The organism is Photobacterium obscurum (assembly GCF_026191635.1).
Classification (GTDB): domain Bacteria; phylum Pseudomonadota; class Gammaproteobacteria; order Enterobacterales; family Vibrionaceae; genus Photobacterium; species Photobacterium obscurum.
Genome location: NZ_JAKRRW010000009.1, coordinates 183,928 through 204,049, shown reverse-complemented (window position 1 = coordinate 204,049; position 20,122 = coordinate 183,928). Strand labels below are relative to the sequence as shown.

18 protein-coding genes, 1 tRNA gene and 2 riboswitches are annotated in these 20,122 nt (G+C 44.7%); of the genes, 7 read left to right on the top strand and 12 right to left on the bottom strand.

The window, feature by feature from the left end; genetic code table 11:
* The first annotated feature begins 381 nt into the window (after positions 1-381).
* Positions 382-1,296, top strand: a complete 915-nt coding sequence (locus tag MD588_RS13640; RefSeq protein ID WP_265697892.1) for a WYL domain-containing protein — start codon at positions 382-384, stop codon at positions 1,294-1,296.
* Between the two features lie 98 nt (positions 1,297-1,394).
* On the opposite strand, the gene MD588_RS13635 is transcribed toward MD588_RS13640, so the two are convergent.
* From MD588_RS13635 to MD588_RS13620, 4 genes are all read right to left on the bottom strand, one after another.
* Positions 1,395-1,724: a hypothetical protein gene (locus tag MD588_RS13635; RefSeq protein ID WP_265697891.1), complete on the bottom strand. Its 330-nt coding sequence runs from the start codon at positions 1,722-1,724 to the stop codon at positions 1,395-1,397.
* Between the two features lie 88 nt (positions 1,725-1,812).
* The gene (locus tag MD588_RS13630; protein WP_265697890.1) at positions 1,813-2,319 is read right to left on the bottom strand and encodes a hypothetical protein; all 507 of its coding nucleotides are present in this window, start codon (positions 2,317-2,319) and stop codon (positions 1,813-1,815) included.
* Between the two features lie 67 nt (positions 2,320-2,386).
* Positions 2,387-2,989 (bottom strand): beta-phosphoglucomutase family hydrolase, encoded by a 603-nt coding sequence (locus MD588_RS13625; protein ID WP_265697888.1) that lies wholly within the window; start codon positions 2,987-2,989, stop codon positions 2,387-2,389.
* A gap of 171 nt (positions 2,990-3,160) precedes the next feature.
* Positions 3,161-3,949 (bottom strand): transporter substrate-binding domain-containing protein, encoded by a 789-nt coding sequence (locus MD588_RS13620; RefSeq protein WP_407676569.1) that lies wholly within the window; start codon positions 3,947-3,949, stop codon positions 3,161-3,163.
* 391 nt (positions 3,950-4,340) lie between these two features.
* Here MD588_RS13620 and MD588_RS13615 point away from each other — a divergent pair, with 391 nt between their 5' ends.
* Positions 4,341-4,823: a type II secretion system protein gene (locus MD588_RS13615; protein ID WP_265697887.1), complete on the top strand. Its 483-nt coding sequence runs from the start codon at positions 4,341-4,343 to the stop codon at positions 4,821-4,823.
* A gap of 100 nt (positions 4,824-4,923) precedes the next feature.
* On the opposite strand, the gene MD588_RS13610 is transcribed toward MD588_RS13615, so the two are convergent.
* Positions 4,924-5,541, bottom strand: a complete 618-nt coding sequence (locus tag MD588_RS13610) for a TetR/AcrR family transcriptional regulator (protein WP_265697886.1) — start codon at positions 5,539-5,541, stop codon at positions 4,924-4,926.
* A gap of 138 nt (positions 5,542-5,679) precedes the next feature.
* On the opposite strand from MD588_RS13610, the gene MD588_RS13605 reads away from it, so the two are divergent.
* Together MD588_RS13605 and MD588_RS13600 are read left to right on the top strand one after the other, a co-directional pair.
* Positions 5,680-6,807 carry an efflux RND transporter periplasmic adaptor subunit gene (locus MD588_RS13605; RefSeq protein WP_265697884.1) on the top strand — a complete coding sequence of 376 codons (1,128 nt, stop codon included), beginning with the start codon at positions 5,680-5,682 and terminating at the stop codon, positions 6,805-6,807.
* Positions 6,808-6,815: 8 nt separating this feature from the next.
* On the top strand, positions 6,816-9,899 hold the full coding sequence (locus MD588_RS13600) for an efflux RND transporter permease subunit (protein ID WP_265697913.1): 3,084 nt from the start codon (positions 6,816-6,818) through the stop codon (positions 9,897-9,899).
* Between the two features lie 106 nt (positions 9,900-10,005).
* On the opposite strand, the gene MD588_RS13595 is transcribed toward MD588_RS13600, so the two are convergent.
* Together MD588_RS13595 and MD588_RS13590 are read right to left on the bottom strand one after the other, a co-directional pair.
* Entirely contained in the window at positions 10,006-11,157 is a 1,152-nt protein-coding gene (locus MD588_RS13595) for a J domain-containing protein (RefSeq protein ID WP_265697883.1), read from the bottom strand.
* Positions 11,158-11,331: 174 nt separating this feature from the next.
* Positions 11,332-12,006, bottom strand: a complete 675-nt coding sequence (locus MD588_RS13590; protein WP_265697882.1) for a helix-turn-helix transcriptional regulator — start codon at positions 12,004-12,006, stop codon at positions 11,332-11,334.
* 820 nt (positions 12,007-12,826) lie between these two features.
* A riboswitch (glycine riboswitch) is annotated at positions 12,827-12,951 on the top strand.
* 34 nt (positions 12,952-12,985) lie between these two features.
* A riboswitch (glycine riboswitch) is annotated at positions 12,986-13,098 on the top strand.
* A 92-nt stretch (positions 13,099-13,190) separates the two neighbouring features.
* Between MD588_RS13590 and MD588_RS13585 the strand changes: the two genes are divergently transcribed.
* Positions 13,191-14,567, top strand: a complete 1,377-nt coding sequence (locus MD588_RS13585; protein WP_265697881.1) for an alanine/glycine:cation symporter family protein — start codon at positions 13,191-13,193, stop codon at positions 14,565-14,567.
* 160 nt (positions 14,568-14,727) lie between these two features.
* On the opposite strand, the gene MD588_RS13580 is transcribed toward MD588_RS13585, so the two are convergent.
* From MD588_RS13580 to MD588_RS13570, 3 genes are all read right to left on the bottom strand, one after another.
* Positions 14,728-15,141, bottom strand: coding sequence for an ester cyclase (locus tag MD588_RS13580; protein WP_265697879.1), 414 nt, complete (start codon positions 15,139-15,141; stop codon positions 14,728-14,730).
* A gap of 152 nt (positions 15,142-15,293) precedes the next feature.
* On the bottom strand, positions 15,294-15,899 hold the full coding sequence (locus MD588_RS13575) for a hypothetical protein (protein WP_265697878.1): 606 nt from the start codon (positions 15,897-15,899) through the stop codon (positions 15,294-15,296).
* A 210-nt stretch (positions 15,900-16,109) separates the two neighbouring features.
* Entirely contained in the window at positions 16,110-16,766 is a 657-nt protein-coding gene (locus MD588_RS13570; RefSeq protein WP_265697877.1) for an HAD family hydrolase, read from the bottom strand.
* A 372-nt stretch (positions 16,767-17,138) separates the two neighbouring features.
* Between MD588_RS13570 and MD588_RS13565 the strand changes: the two genes are divergently transcribed.
* Entirely contained in the window at positions 17,139-17,438 is a 300-nt protein-coding gene (locus tag MD588_RS13565) for a high-potential iron-sulfur protein (RefSeq protein WP_265697876.1), read from the top strand.
* A 116-nt stretch (positions 17,439-17,554) separates the two neighbouring features.
* Here MD588_RS13565 and yegD read toward each other — a convergent pair whose 3' ends face one another.
* Positions 17,555-18,907, bottom strand: a complete 1,353-nt coding sequence (gene yegD, locus MD588_RS13560) for a molecular chaperone (RefSeq protein WP_265697875.1) — start codon at positions 18,905-18,907, stop codon at positions 17,555-17,557.
* 226 nt (positions 18,908-19,133) lie between these two features.
* Between yegD and MD588_RS13555 the strand changes: the two genes are divergently transcribed.
* Positions 19,134-19,754, top strand: coding sequence for a thiol:disulfide interchange protein DsbA/DsbL (locus tag MD588_RS13555; protein WP_265697873.1), 621 nt, complete (start codon positions 19,134-19,136; stop codon positions 19,752-19,754).
* Positions 19,755-19,979: 225 nt separating this feature from the next.
* Here the strand turns inward: MD588_RS13555 and MD588_RS13550 are convergent.
* Positions 19,980-20,053, bottom strand: a tRNA-Cys gene (locus MD588_RS13550).
* Positions 20,054-20,122: the final 69 nt, after the last annotated feature.

The following is a 20,122-nucleotide window of genomic DNA, read 5'->3' as shown; positions in this document are numbered from 1 at the left end:
TACTCAAAAAAAGTTGAATACCATGATTTTGTTACGCAAACGATCACTTAAGAAAACCTTTTTGATGTACCAAGTGGATTGCTTTGGCCAAATAGCTGCTCTGCACCACACAGAATCAATATAAGACCAAATAAATCAATACACATAATCAAAATAAGTACAATTATATTATCTACTGAAAATGATTATGTAAACCTGTTAATTTAATCAGTACTAAGCAAAAATTCGCTCTCTTCAAACGGCTAAAGATCCTATACGAGATACAATACACACCATTAGCCCACTGTTGAGTAAGAAAACACCTGTATAATGGTTTCAGGTCTTGCTTCTACTTATTTTCGGTATATATTAGTCTTCATAAGAAATACTGGATAAATAACCATGTCTCTACACCAACCCGATCATTCTATGGATATTACAAACAAGCTGGACGCTATCGGATCTGCACAACGTGAACGCCTTGCCTTCATTGACTTTGCCCTCTACTTTCTCGGCGAGGTAACACGTAAGGATTTGATTGATCGTTTTGCTGTAGGCCACGCTGCAACGACACGTGACTTTGCACTATACAAAGAAATTGCGCCAGAGAACCTGAAGCTGGATATGCGCTCAAAGAAATATTACAAGCAACCTGATTTCAGTCCACTGTTTACACTCGATTTAAAAAAGACTCTGGCAACTGTCTCTCTTGGTTATGGCGATGGATTTTCAGGCCACCAGGACTTTCCTATCAGCTGCGAGTCACCAGAGCCGCTAACCATTCCCAAAACGGCGATAATGGCTGTACTGTGTGAAGGGATTTACCGCAACAAAGTGGTCGAGGTCGAATATATCTCAACATCCAGTGGCAAGGGTGTGCGGTGCATTATTCCACATAGCCTGGTTGATTCGGGGAACCGCTGGCATGTTCGATCGTATGACCGTAAAAATAGTCAATTTATGGATGTAGTGTGCAATCGCGTGGTTTCTGCAAAGATTCTTGACGAGACACCAGAAAGCCATGAACAAGTTACTGCCGATCGCCAATGGCAGAAGTTTATCGAGCTTGAACTGATCCCTCATCCGAACCAGGGCAACCCTGAGGCGATCGAGCTCGATTATGAAATGCTGGATGGCAAGAAAGTGATTGAAGCACGCGCAGCGCTTGCAGGCTATCTGCTGCGCAAGTGGGAAGTCGACTGCAGTAAAGATGGTCACCTTCACGATTATGTTGGCTACCAACTGGCGCTGGGTAACCCTCAGGCGTTATACCAGGTGAATAGTGCGAAGCTGGCGCCTGGATATCGCGAAGACTAACTCTCGCAAAAATAAACATAGCTCGAGCTAAATCTCAAAAATAGTAAGCAGATGCTTTGAATAGGTTAATACCACATTAACCTATTCATCCCTTCCCGCTACTTCGGAATATTAAAGCTCCTGTCATCAATGCAGGTAAAAGTATAGTACTTGCTACGCTCATTGAAGGTCTGGAATCCCTTGCCTTTACAGTAGGCACCATTCAACTCGTGCATATAGGCCAAGGTCTCTTGGTTTTTTACCAGGAAGTAGCTCTCATTTTCGCAAACAACCCTGATTTTGCCATCATCCCCTTGCGAGAAGGCCTGTACCTTGGAGCCACAAAGCGTAAAGCTTGTATCCACATATTCGTCTGCTCTTTCATCAACGGACTTTGAACAAGCCGTTAGAATTAATGGCAAAAAAATAATGCTCAATAATGGTTTCAAAGGCGACTCCTTGCAAAATAACGGTTTAATTTCAGTGTAGTAACATTATTATGCTTAGCACAAAAAAGAACCCGTAAACTTCACAAATTTAGCCATTCATCCGTTTTTTCTTACCCTGCTTCTCATCAATACGACGACGGTGCCAGATCGAATAATGTCGCAAGCCAGCGGGTCCATGAGCAACAAACACCGACATCAACAACACGGTAATGAACAGTACAGGCTTGTGCTGCGGCAGAATAAAGAATGACGCCAGCAATCCGAGCTTAACGAATGTCAGAACGCCTTTCAGTTGGATCACCCAAAGCTTTGAACGGCTTATTTCCAGTGACATCATGATAACACCAGTCGTCATGGCTAAAATCCACCAGTTAAGCCACAACCCACGCTCGACGCCATATAAGATCCCCCCCGCAGAGCCAGCAATACCCAAAATATGTAACGCCCTCACTCCTGTTTTGCTCAGGCGTTGGATCCAGAAGCGAGTTTCTGAAATGGGGAACTGCTCTTTGCCGCCTTGCTCGTGTTTGAGGTCTTGTTTGTGCTCAGGAGTCATTGAAGGCGATGGAGTCGATTCTGCTGATGTTTTCTTCATGGTGATATCTGGGTATTCATAGAATGCGTGAAGAATACCCTTTATGTAAGCACGTGTAATCTGATAATTACTGTTCAGCCGCTTTAGTTAAGGTGCCAATTTCTCCATCAACAATTAAAACACAATCCATCCCTGCCGCCAGTGCAGCAGTTTTGCCTAATTCCGTATCTTCAAATACCACGCATTGCTGGGGGTCTAGCCCAATACGCAGTGCGGCTTGCAGAAAAGTATCAGGCTCCGGCTTATGGTTTTTTACGTCATCAGCAGTTACTAATGCATCCAGATGCGGCAAAATATTGGTTTCGTCTAGTAACGGCAGCGCATTCAGTTGGCGGCAGCCTGTGCCGACTGCAATTTTCTTGGACGACTTGTTATCTAGCAATAACTGGTAAGTTGCAGGGATAACCTCTCCCTTATATTCAAGCGCTTCAAAAAACTCGCCTTTCGTATTGGCTAGGCGTTTAGTGTCAAAATTCTGGTTATATCGGCGATTAATCGCCTGCGCCGTTTTTAGCGTCGGCATCCCGCCTAAACTATAAAACCACGTTTCATCAAACGGGATCTCGAACAATTCACAGGTTTGCTTCCATGCTTGGATATGTGCCGGCATTGAGTCAATTAAGGTGCCATCCATATCGAAGATAAGTCCTTTATATGCTGATAAATCCATATTGCTCCTTTTAATTTATTACATCTTTCAGGGCACTCGCCCCTATCACTAACCTACTTCAATCCGCGAAGTTATCAAGCCCTGATGACACTATTGTTACACTCCATCATCATCAGATACATCTGTAAACATCCATTCTGCGCAAACTCTTCCTATACATTGAATAGCCCCTTAGCGAATTTCCAACTTAGCCAGCCCCCATTTCTTGGCGATTCGGTCAAAGAATCCTTGAGTCTTCTTCAACTCGATCCAATGGTTAATGTAGTTGATCCATATCTGATCATCCTTCGGTAACAACATCGCAATCGGTGTTGGCCGGCGCATTCCCTTTACTTTCGCGACGGCCAGTTCGGGGAAACGGGTAACCATCGTTGCTGCTTCAATGTTTGAGGTCACGATCACGGTCGATTTATTCGCCAGCAATTGCTTGTAATCACGCATTGGTGATTCAATAACATTTTGCCTAGCCTTGGGGAAAAGATCTCTGACCATTGACTCCTGTACGGTTCCTTTAGTTGATGTAATGATGACCGAAGGCGAATTGAAGTCACTCCATTTTCGAAAACGATTAAGGTTCTGCTTTTGAATAACAGGAACAAACGCGAGATAGAAATACGTTTGGCTATAACCTGCTACTTTCGCGCGGTTCATATTCAGTGAGGCACTTCCCGTCATATCATACTTATCGGTAACTACACCATTAACCAACCTCTTCCAGTCAGTCGCAACATACTCTACGGTTACCCCCAGATCTTTGGCCAACTCCGTGGTGATATCGATATCAAAACCTTTATAAAAGTTTGTCGCCGGATCGCGAATTGTCATCGGGTTCCAATCTCCGGTTGTACCGACACGAAGCACACCACGATCAATAACTTGTTGTAACCGACTCGATGCCGCATAGGAAAGTGTTGAGAACATCGAAACAAAAACAGCTAGAGCCAAGAAAAGATAATTCATGATGTGTAACGCTCTCATATATACCTCTCAGCCAGAATGTCTGAATACACCAGCGCATTCGTTTAAAGATAGCAGTGTTTTGATAGTTCCATTGCCAAATAAGTGATGCGAGAAAAGACCATTCGAATGAAGAAAGCCCACAAGGTATACAAGGATATACCTTTACTCTGTGCAATTTTCATAACGCTATATTGTTAGTACCAGCCTGACAATGTCATTTTGATGATTACAATGTATTACATTATTATGACGCCTTGGGTTACTTACTTTCATAGTCAAAGCTACCTTTATAGATTTTCGATAATAAAATTCAGAAACATCAAATTGAAATTCTAAAGGCAAGACATGGAAATAATTGTAAGCTGCAGCTATTTTTCAAAAGGTTTAATTAATGTTCAGGTTAGTTACTGCAATTGTCATCCTTGCAATATTGTCTATTACTGCATATATGAAAATGCTCAATTTTCAATCTGAAGCCAGACGTGCAACATTAAAAACAATTGTCGCAACGATACATAGTGTTTCCGGCATAACCTACACAAAGTCACTGATTCGTGGAACAGCTTCTGTATGCAGCTATAGTGACGGGCCGAAAGAAACTAAGCCTTACATTGAAGACATCTATATCTGCTATGGTTATCCAACTGCGCACATTGATAATATTATCAGGGCATTTGATATCAATGAAGATTCACTTTATGTAAGAAATAGTGGTAGCAATGCTGCAGGTCGAATCGCCTATATTCATTTTGGCAACAAAGAAAACTACAATGATAAATGTAAAGTAACTTACTATGACGCTAAGCATATTTATGAATCAACAAATAAAACCACATTGGGTTATAAAGTTGAATTAGAAGATAGTGGCTGTTGAGTACTTTTATCCATCTCTTAACTTTTGATAAGCAACAATGCAAAAGCCTGATAGTATCTATCAGGCTTCTTAAAAGATAAGTATTTAGTCGTCTAAATACTTAGCCATCACGTTTATCCAAAACGGTATAGCCTTTTAAAAACAGATCGACGCAGCTCTCAAGGTACTTTTTACGCTGTTCGTCCGTTTCTCCACTATCCTGCCCAAGATACGCCCAGTATACCGCTCGCCCATGCAGCATCAGTAGTAGCTGCATAGCGGCATCGCGCAAATCAATATCAATAACCAGCAGGCCTTTATTTACATTGTGCTGAAGGTATTGTGCCAACATCTCGGTTGTTGCCTGGGGGCCTGCTTTAAGATACACCTTAGCAAGCTCCGGGTGAGTTTCACTTTGGCTGACCGAGGTCTTGTAAGTATGCTTGGTCTCTTCCAGCAGCAGCATACTCTGAAAGCGCCACGCGAACTCGCAAAGCACATCACGCATCGGGCGCGAGTCATTAAGTAAATTATCATCCAATTGATTTGCTACACATTTTGCTCTTATGCAAGTATCAAACAAATCATCTTTGGTTTTGAAGTGGGCATAGACGGTTTGCTTTGATACCTGCGCCTTTACCGCAATAGCATCCATACTGATGGCATAGCCCTGTTCGCAGAACAGTTCACCTGCCGCCTTCAAAATCTGCTCTCGTTTTTGTGCACTTCTCGGATTCAAAACAGCTCACCCATTATTAATGTTCACGTATCATATTTTAAACAATCAAACTGGACAGTCTAGTTCAATTGCATTACTTTTTACTTATATGGACTAGACAGTCTAGTTCAAGAGTAATACTAGTCAGGATGAATTACCATGCGACGGACAACAAAATTCACGACCAGTAGCCTACTGATAGCGTTGGCGTTACTAAGCGGCTGTAACAGTTCAAGCTCGAAAATCAACCAAGAGCATGAGGCGCAGCAGATACTAAGAGTCAATACTGTCACCTTATCCCCTTCAGACCATTATTTGGTCAAAAGAGAATATGTCGGCACGGTACAGGCAGGGCAACAAGCCAATCTTGGTCTTGAATTAGGTGGTAAAGTCGCTCAGATCTTGGTGGATGTGGGTGATACCGTCAAAGCAGGTGATCCTCTCATCGTATTAGATACCCAGTTACTACAGACACAAGCCGATGAACTTAACGCCCGGAAAGCTCAGATCATCGCCCAGCTTGAATTAGTAGAAGCCAACCTTAAACGCCAAAATGCCCTAAAAGCCAAAGGCTTTAGTGCTGAATCTGAACTCGACAACCTCAATAGCCAAAGAAATGCATTACGTGCAAACTTCCGTCAGTTAACGGCTTCAGCCAATGCGAATCAACTACAGCAACAGAAATCAACGGTCTTTGCCCCATATGGCGGTACCATCAGTGCCCGTTATGTATCTAAAGGCGATGTGGTAAATATTGGGGCCCCTACCCTAACGTTACTAGCCAGCACTAACAAAGAAGCACATATCGGCCTCCCCGCCAGGCAACTCCCCAAAATGAGCCAACAGCAAAACTGGACTCTTCGTATCGGCAACAAGTCTTACAAGGCTACGTTGCTAAATCCCGGGGTACGGGTTGACAGAGACTCGCGCACGGTAAAGCTGCGCTTCGGTTTGCCTGAAACTACATCCGTGATTGACGGCGAACTCGCCTACCTGCAGTTTGATGATATACATGAAAAACCAGGGTACTGGATCCCGTTATCCGCACTGACAGACGGCCTGCGCGGCGTGTGGAATGTTTTTGCACTTAATGACAGCAACCAAGATCTACGGGTGGAACGTCGTTCGATTCAGGTGCTTTACGCAAACAACGATCATGCCTATGTTACCGGAGCCATCAGTAATGGCGAACGCCTTGTAGCGGATGGTTTACATCGATTAGTGCCGGGCCAAACCGTAATGCCAGTAAAGAAGTTACCTCTGCCGCTAAATGATAATGAGGCATAACCATGAATATGACCCATATCATTAATAATACGCGGCTTCTGGTCCTGGCCGTAGCGCTACTGATCGTTGCTGGTCTATCGGCTATCAATACCCTGCCACGGGCCGAAGATCCGGTGATCCACAATCGCCATGCCAGTGTGATCACTCCGTTTCCCGGGGCAACGGCGGAACGTGTAGAGGCGCTCGTTACGGAAAAGATTGAAACCAGCCTGCGCCAGCTTGATGAAATCAAGCAACTATCTTCAGTTTCTCGCCCCGGAATCTCAGTTATCAGTGTGGAACTCAAAGACGAAGTGACCGACTCAAAGCCAGTGTGGTCGCGGACAAGAGATAAACTGGCAGATGTTCAGCCCCAGCTTCCACAGGGAACCTCTGCCCCCGAGCTCGATGACGACCATGGTTATGCATTCACGATGATCACGGCCCTTACTTGGCAAGGCCCAACCGAGCCTGACTTACTCACATTACGCCGTTACGCCGTTGAACTCGGTAACCGCCTCCGAGTGCTCAGTGGCACAGAGTTTGTTGATACTTACGGTCTGCCTGATGAAGAAATTCTTGTCACGATGGATCCCAGTGTCACCAGCGCGCTTGGTCGCTCAGCTATTTCGCTATCCAGTGCAATTAACCAGGCTGATGCCAAGAACTCTGCAGGTGAGTTAGTCAACGGTGCCAACCGGTTTACGCTGGAAGTCTCAGATTCGCTCGACTCGCTGGATCGCGTACGGCGTGTACCGGTCTCGATTGATGAGAACGGGCATCTAATACGGCTCGAAGATATTGCACAGGTCGAACGTACACATGCATCACCTCCGGATGAGCTAGCCATCGTTGCCGGCAAGCCCGCAATTCTTGTTGCTGCTCGCATGCACCCTACCCTGCGCGTGGATCTTTGGTCTGAACGGGTAAAAAACTTTCTCGACGCCTATCAACAAGAACTACCAACCAACGTTAAGGTCAACCTGCTCTTCGAGCAGCAGAGCTATACTGAAACCCGGCTAACAGAGCTCAACGAAAGCTTGCTGCTCGGGTTTTCAATTATATTAGTTGTTCTATTGCTAACCTTGGGTGTTCGCTCCGCCATCATTGTCGCCCTGTCATTGCCGTTAACCAGCTTAGTTACCTTGACCATGATGAAGTTTACCGGGCTACCAATTAATCAGATGTCGGTAACAGGGCTTATCGTTGCATTAGGTATTATGGTCGATAATGCGATTGTTATGGTCGATACCATCCAGCATTATCGCCAGCAAGGAGTCACTAAGCTAAATGCGGCAATGAAAGCGATCGGTCATCTATGGGTACCACTGCTCGGTTCGACCCTCACGACAGTACTGGCTTTTGCACCGATCTTCCTCATGCCGGGCCCTGCCGGTGAGTTCGTCGGCGCCATTGCCATTACTGTTTGCTTCTCGCTTGTGGGCTCCTACCTTATTTCGCATACGATAGTGGCCGGTTTTGCCTGTCGCTGGTTACCTCAAGATAAAGACAACCAACACTGGTATCACACTGGGCTCATACTGCCAGCAATCAGTTCTCGATTTGAAAAATCGGTAAAGCTGGCTATAAAGCATCCCATAATCACCGCTATATTGGTTTGCATCCTGCCTGTTACCGGTTTTTATGGTGCCACCCAATTAACAGAACAATTCTTTCCCCCTTCAGATCGGGATATGTTTGAAATTCAGCTATTTATGCCACCGCAAGCCAGTATTTATGCCACAACAGAAGCCACTGAGATTGTTGACGAAATTATGACTGACTATGAGTCTGTTGAGCACGTTAGCTGGGTGGCTGGCGGCAACTTTCCGTCGTTTTATTATAATTTGGTAGGCGGCCAGCACGGAGCGCCCTACTTTGCTCAGGCTATGGTAAAGGTGGCAGATTTTAATGCTGCTAATGCACTGATCCCTGCCCTGCAAAAGCGGCTTGACCAAGAGCTACCTCAAGCGCAGATTTTAGTGAGGAAACTGGAGCAAGGCCCTCCATTCAATGCGCCATTGGAGGTTCGGTTATACGGCCCTAACCTTGACCAGCTAAAGTCGATAGGTGAAGAGATTCGACTGATTATGGCCGAAACACCCAACGTCACTCATACGCGTGAAACTCTGCAACCTGGCACTCCCAAAGTGTGGGTCAATGTGAACGAGGAGGCGAGCCAACTGAGCGGCCTGTCTCTTAGCGATCTGGCCGACCTACTACAGGCATCGTTAACGGGCCGGGTCAGTGGCAATATCATTGAAGCGACAGAATCAATTCCGGTTCGGGTTCGAGTCAAAGATGAAAGCCGCGAAAACATGGATAACCTAAGCAGCTTACGCTTACCGGTCCGTTCAGAGGAAAACCTAACCGGCCTCCCTGTCTTTGCCCTGGCCGATCTTGAGCTAACACCAAGCCGTGGGGCTATCCCACGTCGCAACGGACAGCGAGTGAATGTTATTGAAGGCTATCTCCGTGCCGGTGTATTACCACAGACAGCACTTAATCACTTCCAAACGAATCTCGATGCTTACGCCAAAACCATACCGTCAGGCTATCGGATTGAATTTGGTGGAGAATCAGCCGAACGCGATGAGTCTGTCGGAAACTTAATGGCAAACCTAACCATGGTGATCACCTTATTGGTGGCAGTAGTGGTGATATCTTTTAACTCGTTTCGCCTTAGCCAAATTATCTTTCTGGTAGGCGTACTTGCCGCAGGGCTGGGCTTATTATCGGTGTGGATTTTTAACTACCCGTTCGGTTTTACCGTAATCATCGGCCTGCTTGGCCTGGTTGGTCTGGCCATCAATGCCGCGATAGTTATTTTGGCTGAATTAAAAACCAGCCCTAACGCACTACGTGGCGATATCAATGCTATTCTCGCAGCGGTAATGAGTTGTACCCGCCATATCACTTCAACCACTATCACCACCATCGGTGGCTTTATGCCACTCATTCTGGCTGGCGGTGGATTCTGGCCGCCGTTTGCCATTGCCATAGCAGGCGGAACCCTACTTACTACGATTGTTTCGTTCTACTTTGTACCGGCGGCCTTTCGCCTTGCCGTCTACAAAAAGCCGCTTGGCGGCGGGCAACTTATCGATGCTTAGGGCGAAATAGGAAGAAAAAGCAAAAGCTATATTTTAAAGGCTCAGGCTACTCGAAGCATAAATCTGATCTATTGCTCTTCGAGTAGCCTGTAGTATTGAAAGTTCGCTAGATTGAACAGGCTATCTGCAATTCATAATAGGCATCGGAGAATCCCTTGTTCGGAAAATATTCTTTGTTAATCAACAAACTTTTACTTTCTGCCCAGTTAGCCGCAAATGAGCCATTACCATAGGGGATGTTATAAATCAGGAAGTGACGCTCTTGCTTATCAAAAATCAGATTAGCCGACAAACGCGTCGAACGAAGGTTTGAGTTACGGTAATACTGGAAATTACCTTGGCAACTTTTAACGATATAGGACCCCTTATCACTTCGAACGCTGATATAAGGGTTTTCGGTATTTTCAAAATGCCTCAACTGCCACACGCCCGCGACATTAGCCAACTGAATGCGAGGGACAGGTTTAGGTTTTTCTGGAACAGAACGATCAGCATGCAATTCAGGTTCATCCTGAGACTGGACATTATCGGCTGGATTGCTATCTAGAATGGTAACAACAGCTTCAGGTTTCTTCCGCGGCTCATCCAGCATCGCCAGCAATGCGAACCATGGCTCAGTCCCCAAGCTCAGCACCAACCCCACCACCAGTACAGGTAACATTAATGTCAAGCCAAGCTTTCGAACGTTAAAGTACCCAAGCGCCTTGATCTGTTTAAATACTTTCGGGGAGATTTCATTTGGTGAAGACGAAGATTGGAATGACGATGGAGAGTCTTCCTCCTGAGTTGTTGTAGTCACCGCTCGAACCTTGTTGCTAAGCTCCCAGCGAGCTTCCTCTAACTGCTTTTTCAACCGCCGGTTTTCACGACGAACTCTTAGCAGTTCCTCCTCCAGATCTTCCACTTCAAATTTTCGCTGCGAGGCTTCGGCAAACTGCTGACTTTTAGCCTGCTCTTCACTGAGCTGCTGGTTCAGTGATTCATTGATTTGTTTAAGCGCCTGTAACTCTTGCTCAAGCTGATGCAAGGCAATCTTATATCCATCTGCAGCCGAATCCTTGACAAAAATCGTCCGGACAGCCTCTTCATGGCCTTTACCAGCATTGACTTGTTCATAAGATTGCCCAATCAGCTGCATTAATGCCTTAGAGCCCCCTTTGTCGGGATGGCAGCGACTGGAAAGCAGCTTGTAACGACGCTTAATATCCGCTTGAGAGTGTTTCTTATCTGTACCTAAAATATCGTGAAAAGTTGTCATTCTATCTGCAGCTACCGTTAACTACTTTTATCGTGCATTGCTAACGCACTTTCTAAACCAGCGCATTCCGCTGATTGTATGTAGTGTATTATCGGCAAATCTATGACAACTTTATACCTAAAGCGAACAAAAATAATGAATTACTGAGACTGTCAACGTTTCTTAATATCTACCCTAAGGACTCAGGTTATGCTTTTTCATCCGAAACTCCCCCGGAGAGCACCCGATATGCTTCTTAAAAACTCGTGAAAAATACGATACATCCTTAAAACCGGCCGAATTGGCAACTTGAGATATTTTTTCGCGATCAGAGCTTAGCAAGCCACAAGCCAGATCGAGGCGTTTCTTAATAATGTATTGTTTTAGCGTAACTCCCATAATGTTATGGAATAATCTAGAAAAATATGTCGGCGAATAATGACAGGCATTGGCCAGATCTTCTTCCCGTAGCGGTGCACTGATATTTTCATCAATAATCTTCAAGGCAGGCCTAATTGAAAGCTCTCGATGCTCAAAACCGGTATCAGCCTCACTTTCAACATGGTGAGTATGCAAGCGGCTAAAACACTCATCGAGCTCTTGTCGCGTCGCACTGGCATCAATTACATCTTCCCCCCCGGCTCGAAGTACATTCAAAGCCAAGTTTGAGTCAAGGCTGTGATAAACAACAACAACCTTTGCAAGAGGAAAACGAGTCTTAATTGATCGTAATAGTTCAAAGCCTTCAGAGGATGAGTCAACTACCTCAAGGAAAATCAATTCCTGCCCAGTCATAGTTGAAAGTAACTCAAAAGGCGAAACATCAACGACGTTGTGTGACAGCTTAAGATTCTCTCTGGCTTCTGCCATTTTGTCATGATGACTACAACTAACCCAAATCACAAGTTCACCTTAGTACTAGTGCCATTGGTACATACAAAACAGCTGTATGCCGTAGTAAAAACACTCCTTGTCGATAAATACTTATTTCTTTATAAGAATTGTTATTAGATAGGCGTCAAAAAACTGACTGCTTATGAATAATTAACGTTCAGAAACCTAAATAAATCCAGCATATGCCTTTTGTTTCAAATTTAAGCAATAATGATCATGTTTTCTGCTACCTGAACTTCTTCAACGGGTTAGAAGAGAAAAGTAAGGAAAATCACATTTTTATAGTGATAATGGAAATTAAAAAAATCTTTTTATTCTAATTTAATCTATATTTTTACAAGCGTTAGCTCACTAGAAAATTGTATTTACGACCATAAAAAAATGACACCCTAATTGATTAAACTGAATGTGTTTGATTTTTAAGTACAGTTTGTTATGGATTGGGTGTCATATTAAAAATAAGTGGGATTAATTTTCATGCCACTGATTTTATAGAACAATAAATATGCGCATATTCAACTTTATACTTATTGAATAACCTTGATAGTTAAAAAAAACGAATTACGCGCATTCCAGTCACTGCTCTATTAGGCCAAGATCCTAATCTCATTCACCCTGTCGCCCAATAACTATCACGTTACGGTCTACACAAAACATTGTTACGCTCATGACAGCAATCATTAGGCGAATAAATACTGCCAACCGGATATCCATATAATTTTTATCCTTTTTTGAATTTTTTTGCAGACAATCACATTTTTATCATTTAGTATGGCGGTCGAAAAATTGAGTTCCGATGAAGACAGCAGGAGAGTGGCACGATACTTACTCGTATCAAGCCCGCCGAAGAAGTAAGCAATTCATCCAACCTGAACCAATCAGGTTATGAGTCGTAAATCTTTCAGGCACCGCAATATCAATTCGTTGAATTGGCATTATGGTATGGACTGTTGTTGGAGGAGCCTCTGGAGAGATCCGTTAAATCGGACGCCGAAGGAGCAAGCTTACTCATTGCTATCGCTGATAGGGGTAAGTGAAACTCTCAGGCAAAAGGACAGAGGAGATAAGATCAACAGCTCAGAAAAATTCTGTAAACAGCTTTTCTGTAACACCACCTTTCTGTTGTTTTATCTCTTCCTTTGATGTTTAAGGGGAGAATAATGAATCCACTACACAATTTGCTACAAACTATTGATAACTTCGTTTGGGGTCCACCGCTACTAATCCTGTTAGTTGGTACTGGCCTTTACCTGACAGTACGTCTTGGCTTTATTCAGATCCGCCACCTGCCGCTTGCACTAAGCTATGTTTTCTCAAGCAAGAAAAATGGCAAAGGCAGTGGTGATGTGTCCAGTTTTGCCGCACTTTGCACCGCCCTCTCAGCCACTATCGGTACCGGTAACATTGTCGGTGTCGCGACTGCGATTAAAATGGGTGGCCCGGGTGCCCTCTTCTGGATGTGGCTAGCGGCACTGTTTGGTATGGCTACCAAGTACGCTGAATGTCTGCTGGCCGTTAAATACCGCGAAACAGACGCTAATGGCCAGATGATTGGCGGTCCAATGTACTACCTTGAAAAAGGTGTGGGCAGTAAGTTGCTAGCGAAACTCTTTGCTATCTTCGCTCTCGGTGTCGCTTGTTTTGGTATCGGTACTTTTCCGCAGGCCAATGCCATCGTTGATGCCGCGTACCTATCATTTAATGCCCCGCGTGAACTCACCGTGGTGATCCTGACGGTACTAGTGGCAACTGTTACCTTAGGCGGTATCAAGTCAATATCAAGCGTGGCCAGCAAAGTCGTCCCACTAATGGCCGGACTATACATTACAGCTTGTATCACCGTTTTGGTTTCTCAGTCTGATGCACTTCCGGCAGCCATTCAGCTAGTAATTAGCTCAGCCTTTACCGGCCATGCTGCTGCAGGTGGTTTTGTCGGCGCGGGTATTATGCTGGCAATTCAATCAGGTATTGCACGCGGTGTATTCTCTAACGAATCAGGGTTAGGTAGCGCACCTATGGCTGCTGCCGCAGCAAAAACAGACTCTTGTGTACGTCAGGGTTTGACATCGATGACGGGAACCTTCTTCGACACCATTATCATTTGTACCATGACGGGTTTAACTCTGATTGTGACAGGTGCTTGGCAGAGTGAATATGCAGGTGCCGCAATGACAACCTATGCGTTTGCGGGTGGCTTGGATTCGGCTTACTGGGGCCCACTTATGGTGTCAGTAGGACTGATGTTCTTCGCATTCACCACGATCCTTGGCTGGAACTATTATGGTGAACGCTGTATCACTTACCTGTTTGGTGTTAAAGCGATTCTTCCTTACAAAGTGTTCTTCCTTGTTCTTATTGCTGGTGGGGCATTCCTGAAACTGGATATGATTTGGCTAATCGCCGATATCGTGAATGGTTTGATGGCAATACCTAACCTGATTGGTTTGATCCTGTTGCGAGAAGTCATCATTACCGAAACCAAGCAATTTTTTGAGCAGCTGAAACTTTCTCAGGCTACAAATATACAAACAGCCTAGACGAGTTAATCAAATCAAAATTCGGCATCAAGGCGGTATCCTCGGATACCGCTTTTTTATACCGCATTCTAACCAAAGAGCCGATGATGCCAGTAGAGATAAGTAAATATTCAGCTAGTTTTAACCAGCAAGAATGATCAGATACTTATGGTAATTGGAATTAGTCGAGATATCGAGTTAACTGCTGGTATAAGTCAAAGCTGCTGTCTTCCAGCCAGCAATCTGTGATCATTCCTTCTTTGCGGATAAAGTACACCATACCAGTCATTGTCACGTGCTGTTTTTTTGGGGGTATTCTTGCCCATCCCCCATTGTAAGTAGCACTACACTGATAGAGCGCAACCGTTTTATCTCCGTCATTAATCACGTCGTTTATGGTGAAATGAACATCCTTAAACCGCTGGCACCATATAGAAATAAAGTTCAGGTATTGTTCATGACTAAGGGTGAGTGCTCGTCCCCCCGGAAGATGAAAATTAAACGGATCAGTTGCATATTCAGTTAACAACCTTCCGTCTGCCCTACTCCAAACATCTGTAAACCAACGAACAACCCACTCATTGTTTTTATCCATGCGCGTCACCACTCCAACAGCACATTTTTGCGCTTCCATAAGCAAGATTAGACAATAAAGGGCAAAATTTCCTGACAGGACACTCAGAAAGTAGACTGAAAAATAGAGGGATATTCAGATTGTGACAATGTTGGAATTATCACTAAACGAATTCATAAAAACTGGGCTTGGTTATGCTTTACCCATTGCTGAGCTTTGAGATCTTTGGTCGATTTAGCCAAGAGTTTCGCCTTTAGCTTCCAAAATGGCTGCTCGGCCGGAACTAAACGTTCAAGTTCCAGGGCGGTTTCAATCGCCAGCAGATCATAACGGTTCTCATCGGCGATCTGCCATGATGCCTTCAGGCTATCAACAGCAGCCTTCTGTTGGTCTTTATCTAACAATAAACGGGCTTTTTCGCGTAGATAATTAGCTTCGGCGCTAGGCTCAGCATCGGTAATAAACAATTGAGCCTGCTTGAGGTAGAACTCCGCCTCCTGATAATCATCACGCATAACATGCGTTCTAGCAATCTGGCTCAGTAGTTCACTCAAATAGGTTTTATCGTGGCTGTTACTGGCCAGTTGCAGCAGTGCCTTAAATTTCTTTTCGGTTGATGCAGGGTTGTCATAGTCCCACATCACCATAAAGTCAGGGAAGTTCAACCCGGCATAGCTGTGGCAATACGGCACGCCTTCTTGGGCTGCAATCGCATTGGACCCGGGGGATGTCAGACTGAATACCAATAAACCGATAAGAAGAGGTTTAGTCGCTAACATAATGATTCCATAGTCAATTCCATTAACTTCAAAATATATAAACACGGCAACAATGCCCACTTTATCTATGAGAGTTGGAATTGCTGTCACGTACACACTGGTATTGGTAACGCCAATTAGTGCAAGGCCTTGAAATGAAATAGCCCGTACAACAGTAAACGGGCTATCTCATTATGTCATGTTATGAGTCGTTGAAAGCAACAGTTAACTCTAGTGCAGCGCTAACTGAGAAAAAACCGCCTCAAAGTAGCCAAGGTTAGGAATGTGATTATGATGGCGGACATTATTACCAACAGCGACAAAATCATAACCTAGCTCTTGAGATGCATGCTTATTCCACTCTCCATCTCCAAAAAACACGCGACGGTCAAAAGTCACACCAGAGTCTTGTTTGGCTCGGAATGCTGCCAGTGCCATAATTTCGGTACGGCTCATCGCATCAGATGAAGATGCAAATGTCATGTTGGACACATCAATCCCAGCAGCCCGTAATTTCAATTTTGCCGCTGATTCCCACCCTCCAGTCGCAATTGCAAGGTGAGTATCTTTACGCTCGCGCATTTGCTCAATAAAGTCTTTTGCACCCTGAAGCTGCGTTACTTCCGTTGGGTGTTCAGCCAGGTAGCTATTGATCAATGCCAGATAACGGCTTTCGACCTGACGGTGAATCAAGGAGCGGCTTTCGCTGATTTGATGCTTAGTGATTATCTCATCAAGGACCCCGGCATCAGTAACGTTTTTGTACTGACTCCAATCGGCGTCAACATGAATACCCAATACATCTTGTACGGCTTGGGTATAGCATTCGACACCAATATGTTCAGAGTCAACCAAGGCACCATCGATATCGATAAGAAATAAATTCATTCTTTCTACCTTTGTTATTTTCGTCTTTGGTAAGGCGGACATAGCATGCGCTTGTAAAATAAATGTTGCAAGGGTGAGATTGCAACAATCTGTGTTTTTTTGCAGCCCATCAAACTCTCTTGTAGTCAAACACTTAAAGATGTTATTCACGCGACAGTTTTATTGCCAAGTTGTTAACCAATGTAATCCATTTCAAACATAATCGCTTATTTTATACCCACTCACCATAAACCTCAGCCGGATGCCGACAAGGTTATTCGCAAAAGGAAATTGGCAAGGTTGTGAATTGCACTCCAAACTATTACGAAGGCCTCCATCAAGAGAGGCTTTTGATAGAAAAAATTGTCGTATAACAAATAAAAGGAAGTAATTATGAAAAGTCAGTCTAGTCGCAGAAGGTTTTTAAAGTTCAGTCTTGCAGGAGTCATCGGTATGACGCTGGGAGGTAAAACTTTAATGAGGCCAGTTCAAGCCGCTGATATCCCCCACCTAACCGAAGACGATCCACAGGCTGCGGCACTTAAATATGTCCACAAGTCGCCTTACGAGGATAGAAATTGCTCTAACTGTGTTCTGCTGCAAGGCAATAAAGGTGATGAGTGGCGCCCATGCCAGCTATTTCCGGGCAAACTCGTTTCGGCCAGTGGCTGGTGCTCCGCCTGGGCTGGTTAGAATCCCCAGTTTAGCCTCGTCAGCTGATAGATATAAAGCTAATGCTTCTTAGAAGGCCACCGCTAATAGCAAAAAGCCCGCTTCATGCGGGCTCATTGTTCATCCTCTGTCAGGCATTAAGCAAAGCAGTGTTCAGCCCATCGCGCTAATCCTGCCGTTACCGAACCAAAGTAACTTCCGCTCACAACGGGAACATCGGGGAGTTGTTGCTCGATACAAGCCCTAAGTACCGGTGATCGGGCCGTTCCCCCAGTCATGTATATCACATCAGGCTTTTTGCCACTTTGTTGAATAGCTTCAGTCACCAACTGACTCATTTTAACTTTTGGTGACTCTATCGCGTCTGCCATATCCTGCTGGCTCACTGATACTTCCAGCAATTCTGACAAGCTATCAAGCTCCACTCGATATGATGCCGAGTCCGATAGTGCAATTTTGCACTCTTCTGCTTTTCTCACCAGTTGATAACCCAGCGTCTCATGATAGACGCGAAGCAAATGCAACAGCTTCTCCGGCTCCGCGGCATCACGCCTTAGCTGATCCAGTGCTGTGAAGTTAGCGGCTCCGTAGAATTCCGTCTGGGCAATCACGTTATTGATCGCAATCGGATTCCAGAACTGGCTTATGGGCATATCAATACCTTTTCGGGTTTTGCTACCGAGCCCGATAAGTGGCATCAGCTGACGAAAAGCCAAATGGATATCGAGGTCATTACCTCCAACCCGCAGGCCACTGTGAGCCAATAAACTCGCCTGACGATCTGCTTTTCCCTGCCAGTTAGGTCCCATTTCGATGATTGAGCAGTCTGTTGTACCACCGCCGATATCAACCACCAGCACTGTTTTATTCTCAGTAAGCGTACTTTCATACTCAAGTCCAGCAGCAACAGGCTCATATTGAAACTCAATATTTTTAAATCCAGCTCGCTTTGCAGCCTGGCTTAAAATCATTTCAGCTTGTTGGTTAGCCTTTTCGCCTCCGGTTCCCTGAAAGTTGACCGGACGACCAATCACAGTGCTCTCTATAGCCTGCTGAGTTGTAGCCTCTGACTGGGTTTTAATATTACTCATCATCGCGCAAACCAGATCTTCAAAGAAGCTGATTTGAACATCCCTCAACCCGTTCGCCCCGAGAAAAGATTTCGGTGACTTAACGTAGTACACCTCTTCTGGATCTTCGAGGTAGAGATCAAGCGCAGCTTGGCCAAACAGCAAATCGCCCTTTTCAACCGCGATATCTTCTTCGCGATTAAAGGAAATTGCGCGACGTAACACCTGTTCACCCACCTGATCCCACGGAGCGACTCCCATATGACGGTAAAGATATTCGCTAACCGCTTCACGTGTAGGTGCGCAAAGTGTGGAAGGTATGTACTTGTTATCATTTTCTAATGACAACAGCTTCGGTTTTCCCTGCTCCATCATTGCAACCGAACAGTTCGCGGTTCCGTAATCAAACCCAATGTACATGCTGTACCTCCACACAGAAAAAGGCCGGCAATCATACTGAAAATAAATAATTGTTCAAGCGCCTTGCCTACCAGGCCAATAATTCTCACTGAACGTATATCCTGAACGGCTTTAGGGTTCGAGGGCTTTGGCGGTAAATCTATGTAAGTTTTGACTAAATACCACGAATTTTTCCCAATAATCATCCATAATTAGTTCTTCTATTTTCCTTTTTATATGTAGAACCATGCTTAAATCAATTATTCCATTATTCGTTGCCCTACTTGCTCTTGCAGGTTGTAATGACGCCTCGACACCAAAAGAAGGCGACAAATATAGCGTCGTCACCACAGCAACAGAAAACACGGCCGATGTCGTCGAAGTTTTCTCGCTGGCTTGTGGCCACTGCCGCAATATGGAAACGATGTTACCCGAAATAAAAAAAGCAGCTGAAGTCGAGATTGATAAAGTCCATGTAACATTTAACCAAAGCGCTCAAGTTGCAGCATATATCTTCTATACTGCAGCGATACAAACTGATGGTTCTCCTGATACTGAGCTCATGGAAGCCCTGTTTGCCTACGTGCAGGAAAAAGGTGACAACGTCACTGAGGAAGAGCGAAAATCTCAGCTTACTGAAATATTCAAAAAACATAATATGGCAAGCCCTTACGAGCTAACCGACGAGCAACACGAACTTATATATAAAAAGCTTAGCGAAGCTGAAACGCTTGTTAACAACGCACAAATTGCATCGGTACCAGCGTTCCTGGTTAAAGGTAAGTATCTCGTTAAAACAGAAGCTCATGAGAGCCTAGAGGATATGGCAAATACCATCCGCTATCTATCTAAGCTTGAGAGCAAATAAGCACATCACTATATTCATTACAGCCCTGCAAGTACGGGGCTGTTTTGCCCTTCTCACCCAGTATCTTTCCCACACAACAATCAGCTAACCGTTAAGTAATCCCACAAGAATAAGTATAGGAATCAGATATAGGAAATAAGCTATTAAACAAATAGTGTGGTACTAACGCGAAAGCAAAGCTGGTATGCAAGATTAGGATGATTGGGATGATTGGGATGAAAATGATGGAGGCGCGTCCCGGAGTCGAACCGAGGTCCACGGATTTGCAATCCGCTGCATAGCCACTCTGCCAACGCGCCTTTGATGTTTCGAAGAAACAATTTTGAAAGTGTTGGGCTAAACACTCTCTGAAGACGAAGCGCATTATC